Below are 20256 nucleotides of genomic sequence, written 5' to 3'. Positions count from 1 at the left end.
GCCTCAATCAGGAGATCCTTCGTCGCAAGCTCCTCAGGATGACGTGCAGTGGAGTAGATGAAGTACACGAGTCTTCTCGTACTCTCACCTCGTTCTATTCTTTCCTATTACACCACGTCATCCCGAACGCAGTGAGGGAACTCCTAAATGGGGCACCAGACTATCGCAAGTATTCCAGCCTCAATCAGGAGATCCTTCGTCGCAAGCTCCTCAGGATGACGTGCAGTGGGATAGATGAAGTACACGAGCCTCCTCTTACTCTCACCTCGTTTTATTCTTTCCTATTACATCACGTCATCCCGAACGCAGTGAGGGAACTCCTGAATGGGGGGCACTAGGCTATCACAAGCATCCAGCCTCAATCAGGAGATCCTTCGTCGCAAGCTCCTCAGGATGACGTGCGGTGGAGTAGGATATGCGAGGCAGGTGGGTGCGAAAGAAGAATGAATGCGGTAGGGGATATGAATGTGAGCGTTTTATTCTTTCCTTATTAAACCACGTCATCCCGAACGCAGTGAGGGAACTCCTGAATGGGGGCACTAGGCTATCACAAGCATCCAGCCTCAATCAGGAGATCCTTCGTCGCAAGCTCCTCAGGATGACGTGCAGTGGAGTAGATGAAGTACACGAGCCTTATCTTGCTCTCGCCTCGTTCTATTCTTTCCTATTACATCACGTCATCCCGAACGCAGTGAGGGAACTCCTGAATGGGGCACCAGGCTATCACAAGCATCCAGCCTCAATGAGGAGATCCTTCATCATAAGCTCCTCAGGATGACGTGCAGTGGTGCTAACTCAATAATCCAAAAAAATACCAAAAAGGAATTGAGGCAATAACGATTCCCAGCTTTAAAAAAGAAAACCAGGCATTTAATTTAAGCAAAGGATTAAGATGGAAGTTATTATTAGGCTTTAACAACTCTTCGAAACATAAAAAATAGCTGGATTGATAAGGAAAAATCCAGGCTTCTGTAGCGACTAAAATGACAAAAGCAACAACCCAATTACTAATAGAGCTTTGATTTGCAATAGGCATAATGATGGTAAATAAAATTGCTGGTGCGATCATCGTGCCCAATAGCAAACCGGTTAACCAACTGATAGCATAAACTACCATAATAAAATAAAGATAGTTCATTGCTGCTAAATACTGTAACCATTTAAAATGTCCAAGAACCCAGCCTTCCAAGCCCGTGTTTTGCAAGGCATGCATGATGCCGATGATGGCGCCAAAATAAAATAAAAAATTCCAGTTAATTTTAGAAGCTAATTCTTTTCCATTTAATGCCCCTGTACTGAACAATAAGATGAAAATGGCTAAGCATGTCCATGAGGTAGATATATTGGTCCAGGTGGTAATAACTGAACCAAGAATAAAAAAGCCTAAGCAGAGTAGAGCGATGCCTTCTTCAAAAGAAAGGGTGCCTAAAGCTTTAAATTCATTTTTTAATTTAAGACGATCCATTTTTAACGGTGCCGTTGGTTTAAAAGTGCGAGATTGCATCAAAAAGAATAATATAACCAGCAAAACCCCGGGAAAAGAGGCAGCCCATAACCAGCCTAACCAATTTCCTTGCCATTGATTTTGTTCCGATAACAAACCAAAAACAAGAAAGTTGCTTGATTTGCCAGTAAGGAAAATCGTCGATAATAAAATACATCCATTAAAGGCTGCATTTGCTAAGGCGTTTGCTGTATCGCTACGGGGATTAATGGTGCTGCTTTCTAAAATATCATCTAGCAAAGGGGCCATTAAGGCGACTCGAGAACTTTGCACGCTCATAATAGGGGTGATAAGGGCACCAAAAAGGAATAAAAATTTTTGCAAAAAGGACTGCCTGGAAGGTAAATGCATTAATAAAATTAATGATAAACGATAGAACAAACGTGATTTAGTAATAATGGCGCCAACAGCAAATACACTCGTGGCAAGAAAAAAACTGTTGGAACTGTATCCTGAGAGCGTAATATTTTCTGGGGCTATATGGAGGAAAATGGAGGCCAAAATGAGAATTAAGGCGGGAATATATTCAGGAACTAATCTTAAAATCCACATCAGTAACGCCGCAAGTAGGATCACGGCAAAACTGGCCTTCGCAAAATTTAGCGCCATACTTTGATGTAAATATAAAATCAGTATGGCGCCAAATACTGCAAAGATGATTAAGGCCTTCCATGGTATTATTGTTATTCTTCCAAGCAATGTCTTTTTTAGCTCAGAAATCATGTATTATTTTCATGTCATTAATTTGTCAAGTAAGCTGTGAATTTCAAAAATACGCTCTTCTGGGAGTGTACTGTCTAAAGTAAAACGTAGGCGTTGTGGGCCTTCCATCTGGTAACGCTTGGCATGCACTTGAATCAGACTGATTAATACTCCTGGGTCAATCGAGGGTTTTTCATTAAAGTCTAATTTCCCTTGTTGTGCGCTGGCACTGATTTTTACAATGCCCATTTGCTGCGCTTTTAATTTTAATTCAGTGATTAATAATAAATGCTTCACCGGCGCAGGTAATAAACCAAAGCGGTCAATTAACTCTATTTGCAGCTCATACAGTTGCTGTTTGTCTTTGGCATTAGAAATGCGCTTATACATAATGAGGCGATTATGAATGTCTCCAATATAATCCTCAGGAATAATCGCGCTAATTCGTAAGTCAATTTCCGGGCCTTGGTGCATGGGGGCAGAAAGTTCAGGAATTTTCCCTGCTTTTAAATCACTGACGGCTTTGTCGAGCATTTCCATGAATAAGCTAAAGCCGATGGCATGCATATTACCGCTTTGCTCAGCGCCCAAAAGCTCGCCCGCACCGCGAATCTCCAAATCATGAGTTGCTAAAGTAAAGCCTGCACCTAAGTCCTCTAATGAGACAATTGCTTCCAAGCGTTTTACCGCATCAGAAGTTAATGATTTTTCATTTGGCGTTAATAGATAAGCATAAGCTTGATGATGTGAACGGCCAACACGGCCACGTAATTGGTGTAACTGAGCTAAACCAAATTTATCGGCACGATCAATAATGATGGTATTGGCTGTAGGAATGTCGATACCTGTCTCAATGATCGTCGTGCATACCAATACGTTAAAGCGGTGATGATAAAACTCTGACATCACACGTTCTAATTCACGCTCTCGCATTTGGCCATGAGCAATACGAACTTTGGCTTCTGGAACTAATGTTTGGAGATCCTGACTAATGCGCTCGATGGTTTCCACATTATTATGCAAGAAAAAAACCTGCCCACCTCTTAATATTTCACGCAAAATTGCTTCACGAATGGTGGCATCTTTCTTTTCTTGCCAGAAGGTTTTAATAGCTAGACGCTTGGCTGGGGGCGTGGTCATCAGCGATATATCGCGAATGCCAGCCATAGCCATGTTCAGCGTTCTCGGAATAGGGGTTGCTGTCATTGATAAAATATCAACATGAGTACGTAATGCTTTGATGTGCTCTTTTTGTTTAACGCCAAAACGGTGCTCTTCATCAATGATTAATAGACCTAGATTTTTAAAGGCAATAGAGCTTTGAAAGAGTTTATGCGTACCAATAACAATATCAACCTTTCCTGATTTTAATGATGCTTGTACTGCCTCTGTTTCTTTAGCTGAGCGAAAACGTGAAAGCAATTCAATATTTACTGCGAAATCAGCAAAACGATCTCTAAATGATTCAAAATGCTGTCCAGCAAGCAAAGTCGTAGGGACTAACACACAAACCTGTTTATTATTTTGTACGGCAATAAATGCAGCGCGCATGGCAACCTCAGTTTTACCAAAACCTACATCGCCGCAAATCAAGCGGTCCATAGGTTTGGGTGAAGCCATATCCTTCATGATCTGCTCTATAGCCTGCAGCTGATCTGCTGTTTCTGTAAAAGGGAAGGCACTGGCAAAGCGAGCATATTCATCTTGACTAACCTCATATTGGTGCCCTGGTTGCGCTTCTCGTTTTGCATAGAGATCGAGCAGCTCAATGGCCACATCATGAATTTTTTCTGCCGCCTTTTTTCGCTCCTTTTGCCATTGGTCTGAACCCAATTTATGCAATGGTGCATGCTCGCTATCTACTCCGGTATAACGGCTAATTAAATGCAAGGAAGTAACCGGAACATAAATTTTATCTTCACCGGCATAAGTTAAAACTAAAAATTCGCTGGCAGTACCATTCGTTTCAATATGCTGTAATCCCTGATAACGTCCAACTCCGAATTGTAAGTGCACAACGGGTGCACCTAAACGTAATTCAGCCATATCGCGGATAATTAAATCCGGGTCAACGGTTTTTTGTGTACTGCGACGTTGAGGAGTACTTTGCTCACCAAATAATTGGGATTCAACAATTAAAACCGTATTGCTTTGAGTTAATTCACAACCTGTAACTAAAGATCCGGTAGTGATATTAATTGGAGCGGTATCTTTAAGAAAATCATGCCAATTATTTTGTACTTTAGGGAGTATGCCACTGGGTTTGAGTAGATCCAGCAAAACTTCCCGGCGTCCGGCACTTTCTACCACGATAAGATAACGGCGAGAGGTATCTGCACAGTATTCGCGTAAGCGGCTTAAAGGCTCTTGCGTTTTCCTATCGATGGGCAGTTCCGGAGCTGGAGCTATATCAAAATTAGTAACCGCACCTTTTTTGCTGCTTGCAGCATGGAATAAACGCAGTTGTTGGTATTCGTTTGCTTTGGTTAAAAGCTCGATGGGATTAAGAAAACAGGCCGTTGGCTCAAGAATCGGGCGGCTAATATCATAACGACGCTGTTCATAACGGCCAGTTAATTCTTGCCAAAATTGTTCGGCATTATCCTGAATATTTTCAATCAAACAGATTTTGGCATCTTGGGGTAAATAATCAAAAAAGCTAACCGTTTTGTCAAAAAAAAGCGGTAGATAGTATTCAATGCCGGCAGGAAACTGTCCGTGACTGATGGCCTCATAAATAGGACAGTTGCTGGGGTTTCCTGGGAATAACTCCCGAAATGCTCGGCGAAATAGCGTTTGACTTTGTTCATTGAGCGGAAATTCGCGTGCTGGTAATACGTTAATGTAAGGAATTTTTTCTATAGTACGTTGGGTTTCCGTATCAAACTCTCTTAAGCTGTCAATTTCGTCATCAAATAGCTCAATACGAAAGGGTCGAGTAGAACCCATAGGGTACACATCAATAATAGAGCCACGTAATGCAAACTCACCATGCTCTAATACTTTATTAACACAATGATAACCTGACTGTTGCAATTGGTTTCTGAACGCTTCCAGATCCAGTTTTTGCCCCTTTTTAAGCATTAGGGCATATTGATTTAAAAACTCCGGTGGGCAGAGTCGATGCATTAAAGTATTGGCAGAAGTAATAATGATCGCATTACTGACCTGCTGAATACGACTTAAGGTATATAACCGTTCTGAAATAATATCTTGATGTGGAGAAAATTGATCGTATGGTAAGGTTTCCCAGTCGGGGAAAAATAAGAGTTCTTGCTCTGATTCTTTGGGATTTAAAAAGAACTCTAACTCAGACTGTAATTGGTTGGCGCTGAGGTTATCCTGAGCAATAAGCAGTTTGATACCCGGTGTTTTTTGGCAATACTCAGCTAAAGCAAGAGCTAAGCTACTGCCATGAAGTTGTCCCCATATTTGTTTAGTTTGTGTGCTTTGGTAGAGTAGTGTATCCATATTCCTGTATCTTAAAAAATATCAAATTCTTGGTCATTTGCAGCCTGGTTTTGCAACCAGTAATTCTGTTTACTCTGCCTTCCTACCAGAGTCCTATCTGGTTCCTTTATCTTTGGAATACCTGGTTGCAAGCAACCAGGTTACGCCTACTATAGCTTCGGATATCCTAAATATTCGTCTGATTGAGTACCATCCAGTTTAGGATAGATAGAGTTATAAGTAGGAGGATAAAGCGGTTGATAACTAGGCGGTTGCTGTGGCTGAACAACGTGCTGGTTGCTATTTGAAGGCGGCATTGCCTGATTAAATACTTGATACGATTCCTGCGATTTTAATTGTGGCTCTCTTGCTGTGCGAGAAACAGGATGATAAGTTTCTTGTGCTTTGGAAGAACAGCAGCAGGATTTTAGCAAGCTGAAGAATCCACCAACTACATCGATTGTGATCCCCAAGGCATGTAAGCCAACAAAAGTTAAGCCAGCTACAGCACCAGCTTGATATAGAACATTGGAGCCAACATAAGAGGCAATAGATAATCCAAAAAGAGAAAAATTAGCAACGGTGGCTAAAGCACCCGGCCAAAACAGTAATCCAACAGCAACTAGAAGACCAATGGTCAGAGCCGTTTTTGCGAATTGGAAATAGTTATATAGTGTGATCACGATGTTTTACTCCAGTGTTGTAAAATCGAGGGGGATTGTAGCAAATAAATTGCGAAGTTAGAATATAAACTGTTCAATTTGTTGATGGGTTTATTCTAATATCGGTATTCTACCTTAAATAAGTAGGCTGGTCTGTCAAGCCCAGCAAACACGTTTTGTTAAGCCCAATGCTGGGCTGACAGCCCAGTCTACAAATTAACTTAATGGAGGTGTTTATGGCGCCTACTTACTTTAAGCTTCCTCAGCTATCTCATCCCGTTCAATTAATTCAATTTCTTCTAAATTGATGTCTACCGATTCAATCTTTTGAAAGCGAGAGCTAATCTTTTTCGCCGAAGTATTTACTTCGCTCACATCTTGATGTGCCAGATTAATATGCTTGGACAATTTATCCATTCTCTTTTCAAATCGTTGGAAGTCATCAGCCAGTGCGTGTAAATGCTTTTGAATGATATGAATTTGCTTGCGGGTCGCATCATCTTTAAGTACTGCTTTCGCAGTGGTTAATACAGCCATCAAAGTACTGGGAGATACAAGCCACACTTTTAAGCGTTGCGATAAGGCAATTAAGTCAGGATAGTTTGCATGAATTTCGGCGAAAATTGATTCCGCTGGAATGAACATCATGGCTCCATCACTGGTTTCAGTAGGAATGATGTATTTCTCTGCAATGTCTTTAATGTGTTTTTGAATATCTTGGCGAAACTGTTGTTGTAAGGTTTTACGTTCAACGGAACTTACTTCACTATTGATAAGGCGTTGGTAGGTTTCTAAGGGAAACTTCGCATCAATAACTACATTCCCAGTCGGTTCGGGTAAAAACAAAATACAATCGGCACGTTTTTGATTGCTCAAGGTGTATTGCATTTGATAGTGAGTTGCGGGAATCATATTGCCAATTAAAGCCGAAAGCTGCACTTCACCAAAAGCACCACGCGCTTTTTTATCAACCAATACATCTTGTAAACTAACCACATGGCTGGAGAGCTCGGTAATTTTTTTTTGTGCCTCATCAATAATAGTCAATCTTTTTACTACATCAATAAATGTTGATGAGGTTTTCTCAAACCCTTCGGTTAACTTATGATTAACCTGTTGGGTTAGACTGTGTAAGTGGTTGCGAATTTCTTCTGTAAGAATTTGCAGATGAGAGGTTAGAGAGCTGGCATGTTGTTTAAAACTATGGCTCATTTGTTCACGTACGTCCGTCATTTGTTTGTGTACTGTGTCATGAATTAATTGTTGGGTGAGCAACTGTCCCTGGCCTATTTTTTCATTGAAATCAAGATGTAACTGATGAAGCTGGTTGGTGAAGGTTTCCATAACCTTTTCGCTAAGTTGAGCGCTCAGCTTTTTGTGCTGATTTTGCTTAACCAAGCACCAAATAAAGAAAAAAAACTGTAGGGCAATTGCCAATGCAATGCCCTCAAGAAGGGTAAGCGACGATAAAAATTCCATGCATTAATCCATAAGTTTGCTGAGTTTTATTGGCTCATCGTATTGATAAACGGTTTTTAATTGACCGTAATCTGTAAGATGTAAATAACCAACGGATAGCGTATCCTCTGTTAAATGCTTGGAATTGTCAAAGCTAAATTTAATGGTTTGCGTTCCGGGTTCTAACCACTGAGCGCTTTGGGCTGTCTCTACAGGCAGCAGTTGCCCGTCACTGTTTTGATTAAAAAGTACGGTTTGCAGTGCATAGCGGCTTGCAGTAGCTACCTCTACGGTTGCTGCAAAAGTTAAAGGATGAGAGGAGATTTTTTTCAGCGCGATTAAGCTTGCTGATGGAATTGAATATGAAAATGCGCTACGTGCAGTGCGTCGTACATGACCATCCTCTTGTTCACTAAATACTTCTGCTTCTACATACCAATTATCACCATGTGTATTTAACGCAGACATTAATTTTGTTTTAGCCTGGAATACATTACGTTTTATTTTACTCAGCTTTAATGGAATAAATTCATCATTAGTGCCTACTAAAGAGGCATTCACATCATCTACAGAGTAATTTGTGTCATAATCTTTTAAGGAAATGGTTGCTGAGAACTCATCGCCATACTGATATTGCAGGGAGCTTGGCTCCACTTTTAAATACAGTAGTGAAAACTTATCAAAGACATTAATTAAGTAGGAGTTAGCGTCATGAACCGAATTAGTTTGGCTTTTGAGAATAAATGTACCAAAGCCTAGATCTGGCTTAAGTTGGGTCATGGTTTGGTGCTCTGCGGCAAGTAAAGACTCATCTAAATCTTCATCTTGAGAATACAATGCAGAGGCATCTTTGAGACTTAATTGCTGCTTTTGAGGTGTTTGCAGTACCAGTTCGGGCACAGATTTTTTTTGTAGGGGCGTAATTCGCACCACGGCACCAGGGGCGCGAGTCGATATAGCGACACCCTCACGTAATTGCTCTTGAGTAATAACTTGATTATAGCTATAGCTTTTTTGATCTTTGCGAACTTTATGCTCTAAAGTTGTTTGCGCTATGGCCCAGCTAGCACGTAAGGTTTGATGAGATAACTTATAACACTCACTGCATTCATAAGCTTTAGTAGGATGCTGAGGTAATGTGTATGCATGAGCTTGACTGAAGCAAAATGCAGACATTAAAAAAAGATGAGTTGTTTTCATTGTACAGCTCCTTCCGTAGCTAAGGCACTTATAAGAATTTTATCCAGCCCAAAGCAAGAATGTCTGCTCTGGTTATGGCTTAAAGTCCAATTGTTTTCCAGACGTTCTTTATCACGAAACCAGATTTCTCCTGCGGCTTCTTGGGAGCTGCAATTTAAAAATCCGTCGGAACATCTATCAAGATATAATTTAGTAATTTTTAATCCGCTGTTAAGCAGGTAGCCATTGCAGTAACTGCCGGAAGATAAAGGTGATGCAACCACATCGGTCCCAATCACGGGGTTAAAAGGTACGGGCAATGAAGGCCGGCCTTTGGTACCTAATAGTAATTCTTCATTATAAATGCGCATATCACCTACGCGTTGTTGTTTAATGGCATCCCCATTAAAACCTAAAATCCAGGATAAGCTTGAGCTTATAATATGGCCGCTTAATACCAAATCAGCAAGAGGCGTGCCGGTGCTTGATGGAGCTAAAGCCACTACTCTTCTAATGTATTTTTTTAACTCCATGTAACGGTTACTGTACGTAGGATTGGATAAAATCCAGCGTAATACATTTCCTCCATTGGAATGGGTATAAACCGTAAGGCTGCTAATGTTTTTCTCGTGTATAAAATTTAATAACTGATCTACGGTGCATTCACCGGCAGCCTCGTCCCACATGTAATTATTATAATTACAATGAGTGACAATATAGTTTCCAGGGTTTGCTAATCCTTGCGTAACTCGGTCAATAAAATCGACTTTCCAATAATCTCCATAGGCATCTACACGGTGATCTCCTGTACCGTGTATAAAGGCAATACCGGGATTATCATCAGCTTGAATTAATGTTGAAAATACAACTAATACAAAAGCAATTAAAACACGTAGAAAGTCCATTTTTATCATGCCTCAATATCCGATGAACCTGTATCTATAGCATAAATTTTAATGATAAACTAATTGTTTTACTTCCCGATTTAGCCATTTTTAGAATGACGTATAAAACACTGCCATAGCGCCTAATTGCGATGCAGTTTAGAGTGATAAAAAAGGCCTGAATCCTTAAATGATGTGCAGCCATTAAATTAATTTTAAGGGCAATAATTAAAATAACGGATAGTGTATGAGCATTAATGAAATAGCAAGGCAGATTACTGAGCTAAGAGAGAAGATTAGGCAATATGATTATCATTATTATGTGCTCGATCAGCCCTTAGTCCCAGATATTGAATATGACCGCTGCTTTCGCGCGTTACAGGATTTAGAATCTAAATATCCACAGTTACTTACGCCAGACTCACCCACTCAACGTGTTGGTGGTGCTCCTGCTGATGCGTTTATGCCAGTATCTCACCGGCAAGCAATGCTGTCTCTTTCTAACGTATTTACTGAAGAAGAATTACAAGCCTTTATTAAACGAGTTACGGATAAACTGGATGAACCCCATCAACAGTTAATATTTGTTTGCGAACCCAAACTGGATGGTTTGGCAGTTAATCTTACCTATGAAGATGGGATTCTGGTGTCTGCTGCAACTCGTGGAGATGGGACTACAGGCGAAAATATTACCGCCAATATTAAAACAATTGCCTCCGTGCCTTTAAAGCTGCGAACGGATAATCCTCCACGTTTTATCGAAGTCCGTGGCGAAGTGTACATGCCCAAAGCGGGATTTGCAGAATACAATAAAAAAGCGCAAATGAATGGGGAAAAGATATTCGCTAATCCACGTAATGCTGCGGCTGGAAGTTTACGCCAATTAAATCCGGCCATTACTGCCCATCGCCCATTGGCAATTTATTGTTATGGTATCGGTGCATGCGATGGTTACAAGCTTCCTGATACTCATTGGCAGCAATTAGAGCTGTTAAAAGAATTTGGGTTTCGCGTTTCAGCAGAAACCCAACGCAAAAATGGAATCACTGGCTGTTTGGAGTATTACCACGACATTCTAGCAAAACGGGATCAGCTGCCTTTTGAAATTGATGGGGTCGTTTACAAAATAGACAGTATTCCCTTACAGCAGCAATTAGGATTTATTTCCCGAGCCCCTCGTTTTGCTTGCGCCCATAAATTCCCCGCTACTGAGGAAATGACTAGGCTATTGGCAGTTGATTTTCAGGTTGGCCGAACAGGAGCATTAACTCCCGTAGCACGCTTAGAACCTGTTAATGTGGCTGGCGTTAAAGTGAGTAATGCGACTTTGCACAATATGGATGAAATTGCCAGAAAAGACATCCGCATAGGTGATACCGTAATCATTCGTCGTGCTGGAGATGTAATTCCAGAAGTTGTTTCCGTGGTTATGGAACGACGTCCTGAGCATACGCAAATAATTCACTTGCCAGAGCAATGTCCGGTTTGTGGTTCAGATGTGGTGCGGGAAGAAGGAGAGGCTGTTGCACGTTGTGTGGGTGGCTTATTCTGTAAAGCCCAATTAAAACGCATGATGTGGCATTTTGCTTCACGCAAAGCAATGTACATAGAAGGCCTAGGTTCTGTCTTAATCGAACAATTGGTTGATGAAGGTATCGTTCGTCATTTATCAGATCTTTATGAGCTTGATGCAGCTACCTTAGAACGCCTGCCGCGTATGGGTTCTAAATCAGCGCATAATTTAATACAAGCTTTAGAAGCGAGTAAAAAAACAAGTTTTAATCGTTTCTTATACGCCTTAGGCATTCGCGAGATTGGTGAGGCAAGTGCGCGAGTTTTAGCGGAACATTTTGGTGATATACCATCAATTGCTGCTGCTACGGAAGAAGAGTTAATGCGCTTAAATGATATTGGACCTGTGGGTGCCTCTTATGTGGTGCATTTCTTTGCGCAGGAGCATAACTTGCAAATTATTAAGCGTTTATTGGAACTGGGTATTCATTGGCCAAAAATTGAGAAGAAACAGGTTAACCAGGAAAACCCATTTTTTGGTAAGACCATAGTTTTGACTGGAACTTTAAGTACAATGGGGCGTGAAGAAGCGAAAGCGAAATTATTGGCTTTAGGGGCAAAGGTCAGTGGTAGTGTTTCGGCGAAGACTGATTATGTAGTTGCCGGAGTTGAGGCCGGGTCTAAGCTGGATAAGGCAAATAGTTTGGGGGTTGCGGTTTTGGACGAAGAGCAGTTTTTGGAGTTGCTTGCAGCGGGGTAAACGCATAGCCCTCTTTCAACCTACAATAGAATCTTGGGGTAGGTAGGGGGCGAGGTAACAAAAAAATTCACCATAACTGCTTAAAATGTAAGGATGTATCATGACACTAAGAACAGGATTGTTCCTAATATTGATGTTAAATAGCCTCAATCTAGCTTACGCTCGATCCTGGATCCTTAACAATCCTTACCCACAAAGTCAAGCCAATGAACTTATTTTTTATGCCTCCTTTGCTGAGCAACCCAAAACCTTAGATCCAGCACTTTCCTATTCACTAAACGAATACCTCTTCATCTCACAAATTTATGAGCCTTTATTAGAATACGATTACCTAATTAGACCTTATCAATTAATACCCAATACCACCACCCAGTTTCCACAAACGCGGTATTTGGATGCTCAAGGTAAACCGTTACCCGAAAACAGCCCAACTGCACCAGCCTATACGGTATATACCTTACACATTAATAAAGGCATATATTATCAACCGCATCCCGCATTGGCTCGTGCTCCTGATGGTCATTATTTATACCACCATTTGGCTCCTAATTATTTAGCTCGCCACCGCATTAACCAGCTCTCCGATTTTAAACACACCGGAACACGTGAGCTTATTGTTGATGATTACATTTATCAAATTAAACGCATGGCTAATCCTGCGATAAGTTCACCTATTTATGGACTGATGAGCGAATACATCGTTGGTTTTAAAGAATACGGGAAAACGCTTCCCGGTTTAAATGCCTATACGGACCTACGGCAATATCCTTTGGCAGGGGTAAGGAAACTAGACGATTATACTTTTGAGATTACCTTGAAAGGCCAATACATGCAGTTTCTCTTTTGGCTGGCCATGCCTTTTTTCTCACCTGTTCCCTGGGAGGCAAATGTATTTTACTCCCAACCTGAAATGAGTGATAAAAATATATCTTTAAGTTGGTATCCCATTGGTACCGGTCCTTTTATGTTGACCACGAATAATCCTAATCGCAGTATGATTTTAGAAAAAAATCCTAATTTCCATCCGCAATTTTTTCCCACAATAGGATCTGATGAAGATAAAAAGTCAGGATTTTTACGTCATGCTGGTGAGCGTTTACCCTTAATCAATAAAATTGTGTTTACGTTAGAAAAAGAAACCATTCCACGATGGAACAAATTTTTACAAGGTTATTATGATAATTCCACCATTAGTTCCGACAGCTTTGATCAGGCTATTCATCTTAATAAGCATGGCACTGCGACCCTCACTCCAGAAATGCGTCAGAAAGGTGTGTATTTAACACAAACTCAAGAACCTAGCGTGTACTATTTGGGCTTTAATATGCTAGATAGTATTGTTGGCGGCTCGAGTGAACGTGCGCGTAAATTAAGGCAAGCAATTTCCATTGCAGTAAATGACGATGAGCGTATCGCTATTTTTTATAATGGACGAGGCGTTGCTGCGCAAGGTCCAATTCCTCCAGGCATTTTTGGTTACCGGGAAGGTAAAGCTGGAATTAATCCTTACGTTTTTGAATGGAAAAATAATGAAGCTGTTCGACGTTCAATAAGTGATGCACAAAAATTGATGGTTGAGGCAGGCTATCCCGGAGGGATTGATCCGAAAACTGGAAAAGCACTCATTCTTCATTACGATACCATGAGTACCGGAGGACCAGAAGATAAAGCCATGCTGGATTGGATGCGCAAACAATTTGCCAGTATTGGGATTGATTTGAACGTACGGGCAACTTTATATAATCGGTTCCAAGAGAAAATGCGGGTCGGAGATGCGCAAATATTTAGCTGGGGCTGGGTTGCGGATTATCCTGACCCGGAAAATTTTTTATTCCAGCTCTATGGAGCAAATGGGAAGGTAAAGCATGGAGGTGAAAATGCGGCTAATTACCACAATCCTGAATTTGACCGCTTATTTGATCTTATGAGAAATCGTAAAAACGATGCAACAAGACAACAGCTTATCGATGCTATGGTAGAAATTGTTCGCCGTGATGCGCCTTGGTCTTGGGGTTATAACACGGAGAATTTTATTTTAGCGCACAATTGGGTTTCTCCAACGAAACCCAACACCATTTCTTTAGGTAATTTAAAATATGTCGCGATTGATGTTAAAGAACGTAATCAATTACGGCTGGCATGGAATCAACCCATTTTTTGGCCTCTAGGTTTATTGCTGGTTTTAATTCTGGCTTTGGTTTTACCGTTATTTATTGCCTATGCAAATAAAGAAAAACAGCCCGCTAAGAGGAGCAATTTGTTATGATGAAGTATGTAATGCGCCGATTTTTCTATGCTATTCCCATCCTCTTTGGCATTAATGTGCTCACCTTTATTTTGTTTTTCATGGTGAATACTCCCGATGATATTGCCCGTATGCACTTAGGACAAAAGCATGTGCAGCAGCAGGTCATTGACGATTGGAAAGCTGCGCATGGTTATGATTTACCCTTGTTTTTTAACTCGCAGAAAACTGGGTTTGAAAAGCTCGAAGCAACTTTATTTTTCCAAAAGTCGATGCGCTTATTTACCTTCGATTTTGGCATGTCCGATGCGGGTCGTGATATCAGTCAAGATATTACCTTTAGGATGTGGCCTAGTTTGGCAATTGCTATACCGGTTTTATTTCTGGATGTGCTGAGTAATATTGTTCTGGCCATGGCGATGGCGTTTTTCCGGGGGACTTATCTGGATCTAACTGGAGTGGTTATTTGCATTATTTTAATGTCTATTTCCAGTTTATTTTACATTATTGGCGGCCAATATCTTTTTGGAAAGTTACTACGTTTGGTACCTATTTCTGGTTACGATGGGGGAGTTCAAGCATTTAAGTTTATTATTCTTCCAGTGGTTGTTGCTGTATTAGGAAGTTTAGGGGCTGGAGGCCGTTGGTATCGAACTTTATTTTTAGAGGAAATGAATAAGGATTATGTAAAAACGGCCCGGGCCAAAGGCTTGACCGAGCGCAAAATAATGTTTAAGCACGTACTAAAAAATGCCATGTTGCCGATTTTAACGGGAATCGTAGTAATTATTCCTTCGCTTTTTATGGGAAGCTTAATTTTAGAATCTTTTTTTGGTATTCCCGGTTTGGGGAGTTATATCATTGATGCGATTCAGCAACAGGATTTTGCGATTGTACGTGCCATGGTATTTCTGGGGTCAATTATGTATATCTTGGGTTTGGTATTGACTGATTTTTCTTATATGTTGGTTGACCCACGGGTTAAGTTGTCATAAATAAACAGAGAATAAAAATGACATTTGAATTTCTATGGACCGATAAATGTTTTCTCATCCTCCTGGTATTGGGAATAGTTACTATTTTATTGAGCCTGCGTAAACAGCATATTCGTCGTTCTTTCTCTATGATCCTGCATCGACCAATTGCCGTAAGTGCCGGCATTATTCTTTTAGCATTTATCACTATTGGTGTATTAGATTCAATTCATTTTCAAGCTAAGAATCAGTCTGAGTCCGCTATATCAGTACTGGATAAGCTTTTATCGCCAATTGATGAAATTAGTGAAAAAACTTATTCAGCTCCCTTAGCTTTATACCAATTTGTAACCGATACTGTACTTGTTAATGGCGTTGTTACCCAGGTTTATCCACGTTTAAATTATCCAGCGAAATGGGTAAGCACAGAGGCCGAAAAAGAAAAAATTATTAAAAATGAAGCTTGGTATGCACTGCAATGGTGTCTGGTCGTTGGATTAGTATTTACCGGCATAATCATTCTTTATCGGTACCTATGTGGTATTAAGCCATATTGTCATTTCAGCGCCACAAACCTTAGTGTGATAATAACATTAAGTTTGCTTAGCTTTTTTATCGTTTATGGTTATCAACTATCCCGAGTTTTCCATGTTTTTGGAACAGGGCAAATCGGGCAAGATATTTTTTATTTCACGATAAAAAGTATTCGCACAGGTTTAGTCATTGGTTTATTAACCACGCTTTTTATGCTGCCTCTGGCTTTATTTTTTGGAGTAGTGGCCGGATATTTTGGCGGTTTAGCAGATGATATTATTCAATATGTCTACACTACATTAAGTTCTATTCCGGGAGTATTGTTAATTACCGCATCGGTTTTGTCACTACAAACCTACATTGCCAACCACCCAGAACAATTTCCTACATTGGCACAAAGTGCGGATGCCCGTTTGCTTGCCTTATGCTTGATTTTAGGGGTAACCAGTTGGACTAGCCTATGCCGCCTTTTACGAGCCGAAGCCTTAAAATTGCGTGAGGTTGATTATGTTTTGGCGGCTCGAGCTTTAGGGTCTAATTGGTTTACTATTTTACGCAAACATTTATTACCTAATGTGATGCATATCGTAGTGATTACGCTAGTTTTGGATTTTAGCTTCCTGGTTATGGCAGAAGCTTTGCTCTCTTATGTGGGGGTCGGGGTTTCACCGATGACAATCAGCTGGGGAAATATGATTAACAGCGCACGTCTTGAGTTGGCTCGTGATCCTGTAGTTTGGTGGCCAATGTTAGCAGCTTTTATCTTTATGTTTTTGTTGGTACTGGCAATTAACTTATTTGCGGATGCAGTGAGGGACGCTTTTGATCCCCGGCAATAATTACGTTAAAATCGGCCTAGATTAAAAACCGGCGATTGAGTTTATTCATCTATGCAACAACGTTTCGTTCACCTGCGCGTTCACACGGAATTTTCATTAGTTGATGGTCTTGTGCGAATTAAGCCATTAATGAAGGCATTACCCTCCAGGGGAATGTGCTCCGTTGCGGTTACCGATCATTGCAATTTATTTGCTGCGGTAAAATTATACAAGTCTGCATTAGATTCTGGAATTAAACCGATTATCGGCAGCGATCTTCCTTGCCATGACCCTCTACAGCCTGAGCGCATTTCATCCTTAGTACTTCTATGTCTTAATGGAGAAGGCTATAAAAATTTAACCTGTTTAGTTTCTAAAGCCTACCAAGAGGGACAGCATCAAGGTAAGCCACGTGTGCAGAACCAATGGATTGAAGAATACTCTACAGGTTTAATTGCTTTGTCTGGTGGTAAGTTTGGCGATATAGGGCAAGCTTTACTGGCTAATGATTTAGAGTTAGCTAAAAACCGTGCTCGCCATTGGCAAAGTCTTTTTCCCAATCGTTTCTATTTAGAAATCCAACGCACGGGAAGATCTGATGAAGTTCAATATAATGAACAATTAATTGCTTTAGCTGATGAATTGCAATTGCCGCTTGTGGCAACTAATGATGTGCGATTTATCGATGCGGAAGATTTTGATGCCCATGAAGCGCGAGTTTGTATTCATGATGGGTACACCTTAGCGGATCCGCGCCGTAGTAAGCAATATAGCGCTCAGCAGTACTTACGCTCAGCAGAAGAAATGGAGGCCTTATTTGCCGATTTGCCTTCTGCTATTCAAAATACAGTAGAAATCAGTAAGCGTTGTACGGTAAAACTGGATTTAGGCAACAACTACCTGCCGAATTTCCCCATTCCAGATGGTTCTACGGTGGAGGATTATTTATCGCATCTCTCCCGAGTTGGTTTAGAAGAGCGTTTAGGGCAAATATTCAAAAACAAATCCGCAGAAGAGTTAGCCGCCAAACGCGGCGAGTACGACAAGCGTTTGCAAATTGAGCTTGATGTAATTAATAACATGGGGTTTCCCGGTTACTTTCTTATTGTTGCGGATTTTATTCAGTGGGCCAAACTTAATGGCGTACCCGTTGGTCCAGGAAGGGGATCTGGAGCGGGCTCTCTAGTCGCTTATGCCTTAAAAATTACAGACCTTGATCCCTTAGAGTATGAATTACTTTTCGAGCGCTTTTTGAACCCCGAGCGGGTTTCCATGCCTGACTTTGATATCGATTTTTGTATGGAAGGTCGTGATCGAGTTATTGACTATGTGGCCGAAAAATACGGTCGCCAAAGTGTGTCACAGATTATTACATTTGGTACCATGGCCGCAAAAGCGGTTGTACGTGATGTAGGGCGCGTTTTAGGTCATCCCTACGGTTTTGTGGATAAGCTTGCCAAACTAATTCCTTTTGAAATTGGAATCACCTTAAGTAAGGCAATGGAACAGGAGCCAGAACTCGAGCGCCGCTATCAGGAGGAGGAAGAAGTTAAAGAGCTAATTGATTTAGCTCTGAAACTAGAGGGAATTACTCGAAATGCTGGAAAGCACGCAGGAGGCGTGGTTATTGCCCCTTCCTTACTGACTGATTTTACAGCAATTTATTGTGAAGAGGGCTCCACGCAAATTGTAAGCCAGTTTGATAAGGATGATGTTGAAGCGGCAGGGTTGGTGAAATTTGACTTTTTAGGTTTAAGAACGCTGACCATTATTGATTGGGCTTTAGCTACCGTAAATAAGCAAAATGAAAAAAATGGCCTACCCGCAATTGATATTAGCCAAATCCCTACGGACGATGAAGCTACCTTTGACTTGCTTAAAGCGTGTAAAACAACTGCTGTATTCCAGCTAGAATCCCGCGGAATGAAAGAATTGATCGGTCGTTTACAACCGGACTGTTTTGAAGACATCATCGCATTGGTGGCTTTATTCCGCCCCGGACCTTTGCAATCAGGAATGGTGGATGACTTTATTGATCGTAAGCATGGGCGTGCCGCGGTTGATTATCCTCACCCGGATCTGGAACCTATTTTAAAACCCACCTATGGGGTTATCTTATATCAAGAACAGGTGATGCAGATTGCCCAGGTACTTGCGAATTACACATTAGGTGCTGCGGATTTATTACGTCGTGCAATGGGTAAGAAAAAGCCCGAAGAGATGGCCAAGCAACGGGAAATTTTTACCGAGGGAGCTACCGCGCGCGGGGTAGATGAAAAAGTTGCAACCTACATTTTCGACTTAATGGAAAAATTTGCAGGCTATGGTTTTAACAAATCGCACTCCGCAGCCTATGCTTTAGTTGCCTATCAAACGGCTTGGCTCAAAGCTCATTATCCAGCTGCCTTTATGGCCGCAGTAATGTCTTCGGATATGGATAACACTGATAAAGTCGTAACCTTTATCGATGAATGCGCGCACATGAAATTAACGGTGCTACCTCCCTTAATTAATCAATCGATGTATCATTTTACGGTAACTGATGACACCACCATAGTCTATGGTCTAGGTGCAATCAAAGGGGTAGGGGAGAATGCTATTGATTGCATTACCCAGGAGCGCGCAGCTCAAGGAATCTATACGGATTTATACAGTTTTTGCCAACGATTGGACTTACGCAAAGTAAATCGCCGAGTACTTGAGGCCTTAATTAAAAGTGGTGCCTTTGATGTCTGGAAGGTTGAGCGGGCAGTGCTGACCGCCTCTTTGGAAAAGGCGCTCAAAGTTGCTGAAAAAGAGCATCAAAACCAATCCAGTGGCCAATTCGATTTATTTTCTATATTAGAAGATGATGCCAGTAATCAAGAATACGTAGAATGCAAACCATGGACCGAAGGACAGCGATTAGATGGTGAGCGGGAGGTTTTAGGCTTTTACTTAACTGGCCATCCCGCGGATCAATATCGTCGTGAATTTATAGATTTTATAGTGCCTCTGAGTCAATTAAATCCCTCGTTACATAAAAAAGCAGTTATTTGTGCCCAAGTTTCAGCGATCCGTAAGATTATTACCAAGCGTGGCAAAAAACTGGTAATTATTGGGATGGATGATTCAACTGCCAGGATGGATGTGGTGGTTTTTGGCGAGGTATTTGAATCATTTACTTCGCCTCTAGCTACAGGAGATATGCTCGTAGTGGAAGGTGAGGTAGCTCACGATGATTTTAGTGGTGGGGTTAAAATGACGGCTAATGTTCTGTATAATGTGCCCTCCGCACGCTCAAGATTTGCTCGTTGTTTGGAGTTACGTTTAAAATCAGAACATCAAAGTCTACTGCCCTCAATTCAAACTATTTTAAAAGGCCATGCCGGTAGTTGTGCGGTACAGTTTGCGTATACTAATGAGCATGCAAAGGCACAGCTAAGTTTAGCAAAGCAATGGTATGTCGAACCTAGTGATGAATTATTAGGACTTTTAACTAACTTGCTTGGCGAGGAACGTGCGGTAATGAGGTATTAAGGTTAACTGTATAGTCATTTTGACTTAGGTAACGCAATGGAAGACCCCTAATCTG

General features: G+C 41.1%; 11 protein-coding genes. 5 read left to right on the top strand and 6 right to left on the bottom strand.

The window, feature by feature from the left end:
* Window positions 1-790 precede the first annotated feature (790 nt).
* The 6 genes from BN3124_RS15075 to BN3124_RS15050 all read right to left on the bottom strand — a co-directional run bounded on the left by BN3124_RS15075 (window position 791) and on the right by BN3124_RS15050 (window position 9860).
* Window positions 791-2227 (bottom strand): SLC13 family permease, encoded by a 1437-nt coding sequence (locus BN3124_RS15075; protein WP_058535585.1) that lies wholly within the window; start codon window positions 2225-2227, stop codon window positions 791-793.
* 9 nt (window positions 2228-2236) lie between these two features.
* A complete protein-coding gene (gene mfd / locus BN3124_RS15070; protein WP_058535584.1) occupies window positions 2237-5677 on the bottom strand; it encodes a transcription-repair coupling factor in 3441 nt (1146 codons plus the stop codon).
* Window positions 5678-5826: 149 nt separating this feature from the next.
* The gene (locus BN3124_RS15065; RefSeq protein ID WP_058535583.1) at window positions 5827-6339 is read right to left on the bottom strand and encodes a hypothetical protein; all 513 of its coding nucleotides are present in this window, start codon (window positions 6337-6339) and stop codon (window positions 5827-5829) included.
* A 231-nt stretch (window positions 6340-6570) separates the two neighbouring features.
* Window positions 6571-7797 (bottom strand): DNA recombination protein RmuC, encoded by a 1227-nt coding sequence (locus BN3124_RS15060; RefSeq protein ID WP_058535582.1) that lies wholly within the window; start codon window positions 7795-7797, stop codon window positions 6571-6573.
* 3 nt (window positions 7798-7800) lie between these two features.
* On the bottom strand, window positions 7801-8976 hold the full coding sequence (locus BN3124_RS15055; protein ID WP_058535581.1) for a DUF4785 domain-containing protein: 1176 nt from the start codon (window positions 8974-8976) through the stop codon (window positions 7801-7803).
* Window positions 8973-9860 (bottom strand): hypothetical protein, encoded by an 888-nt coding sequence (locus BN3124_RS15050; protein WP_058535580.1) that lies wholly within the window; start codon window positions 9858-9860, stop codon window positions 8973-8975. The genes BN3124_RS15055 and BN3124_RS15050 overlap by 4 nt, the downstream gene beginning before the upstream one ends.
* Window positions 9861-10086: 226 nt before the next feature.
* Between BN3124_RS15050 and ligA the strand changes: the two genes are divergently transcribed.
* The 5 genes from ligA to dnaE all read left to right on the top strand — a co-directional run bounded on the left by ligA (window position 10087) and on the right by dnaE (window position 20201).
* Window positions 10087-12111 (top strand): NAD-dependent DNA ligase LigA, encoded by a 2025-nt coding sequence (ligA, locus tag BN3124_RS15045; RefSeq protein ID WP_058535579.1) that lies wholly within the window; start codon window positions 10087-10089, stop codon window positions 12109-12111.
* A gap of 100 nt (window positions 12112-12211) precedes the next feature.
* Window positions 12212-14377 carry an ABC transporter substrate-binding protein gene (locus BN3124_RS15040; protein ID WP_058535578.1) on the top strand — a complete coding sequence of 722 codons (2166 nt, stop codon included), beginning with the start codon at window positions 12212-12214 and terminating at the stop codon, window positions 14375-14377.
* The gene (locus BN3124_RS15035; RefSeq protein ID WP_058535577.1) at window positions 14374-15351 is read left to right on the top strand and encodes an ABC transporter permease; all 978 of its coding nucleotides are present in this window, start codon (window positions 14374-14376) and stop codon (window positions 15349-15351) included. The genes BN3124_RS15040 and BN3124_RS15035 overlap by 4 nt, the downstream gene beginning before the upstream one ends.
* Before the next feature lie 17 nt (window positions 15352-15368).
* Window positions 15369-16703 carry an ABC transporter permease gene (locus BN3124_RS15030; RefSeq protein ID WP_058535576.1) on the top strand — a complete coding sequence of 445 codons (1335 nt, stop codon included), beginning with the start codon at window positions 15369-15371 and terminating at the stop codon, window positions 16701-16703.
* 51 nt (window positions 16704-16754) lie between these two features.
* Complete coding sequence (dnaE, locus tag BN3124_RS15025) at window positions 16755-20201, top strand: DNA polymerase III subunit alpha (protein WP_058535575.1); 3447 nt, start codon at window positions 16755-16757, stop codon at window positions 20199-20201.
* The last annotated feature ends 55 nt before the right edge of the window (window positions 20202-20256 follow it).

It is taken from the genome of Legionella saoudiensis, assembly GCF_001465875.1.
Lineage (GTDB): Bacteria > Pseudomonadota > Gammaproteobacteria > Legionellales > Legionellaceae > Legionella > Legionella saoudiensis.
The sequence above is the reverse complement of the archived record's forward strand: the minus strand, read 5'-3'. Positions and strand labels throughout refer to the sequence as shown.

Coding starts and splice junctions, on each gene's coding strand:
- BN3124_RS15075 (WP_058535585.1), bottom strand. CDS start 2,227: ATGATTTCTGAGCTAAAAAAGACATTGCTTGGAAGAATAACAATAATA.
- mfd (WP_058535584.1), bottom strand. CDS start 5,677: ATGGATACACTACTCTACCAAAGCACACAAACTAAACAAATATGGGGA.
- BN3124_RS15060 (WP_058535582.1), bottom strand. CDS start 7,797: ATGGAATTTTTATCGTCGCTTACCCTTCTTGAGGGCATTGCATTGGCA.
- BN3124_RS15055 (WP_058535581.1), bottom strand. CDS start 8,976: ATGAAAACAACTCATCTTTTTTTAATGTCTGCATTTTGCTTCAGTCAA.
- BN3124_RS15050 (WP_058535580.1), bottom strand. CDS start 9,860: ATGGACTTTCTACGTGTTTTAATTGCTTTTGTATTAGTTGTATTTTCA.
- ligA (WP_058535579.1), top strand. CDS start 10,087: ATGAGCATTAATGAAATAGCAAGGCAGATTACTGAGCTAAGAGAGAAG.
- BN3124_RS15040 (WP_058535578.1), top strand. CDS start 12,212: ATGACACTAAGAACAGGATTGTTCCTAATATTGATGTTAAATAGCCTC.
- BN3124_RS15035 (WP_058535577.1), top strand. CDS start 14,374: ATGATGAAGTATGTAATGCGCCGATTTTTCTATGCTATTCCCATCCTC.
- BN3124_RS15030 (WP_058535576.1), top strand. CDS start 15,369: ATGACATTTGAATTTCTATGGACCGATAAATGTTTTCTCATCCTCCTG.
- dnaE (WP_058535575.1), top strand. CDS start 16,755: ATGCAACAACGTTTCGTTCACCTGCGCGTTCACACGGAATTTTCATTA.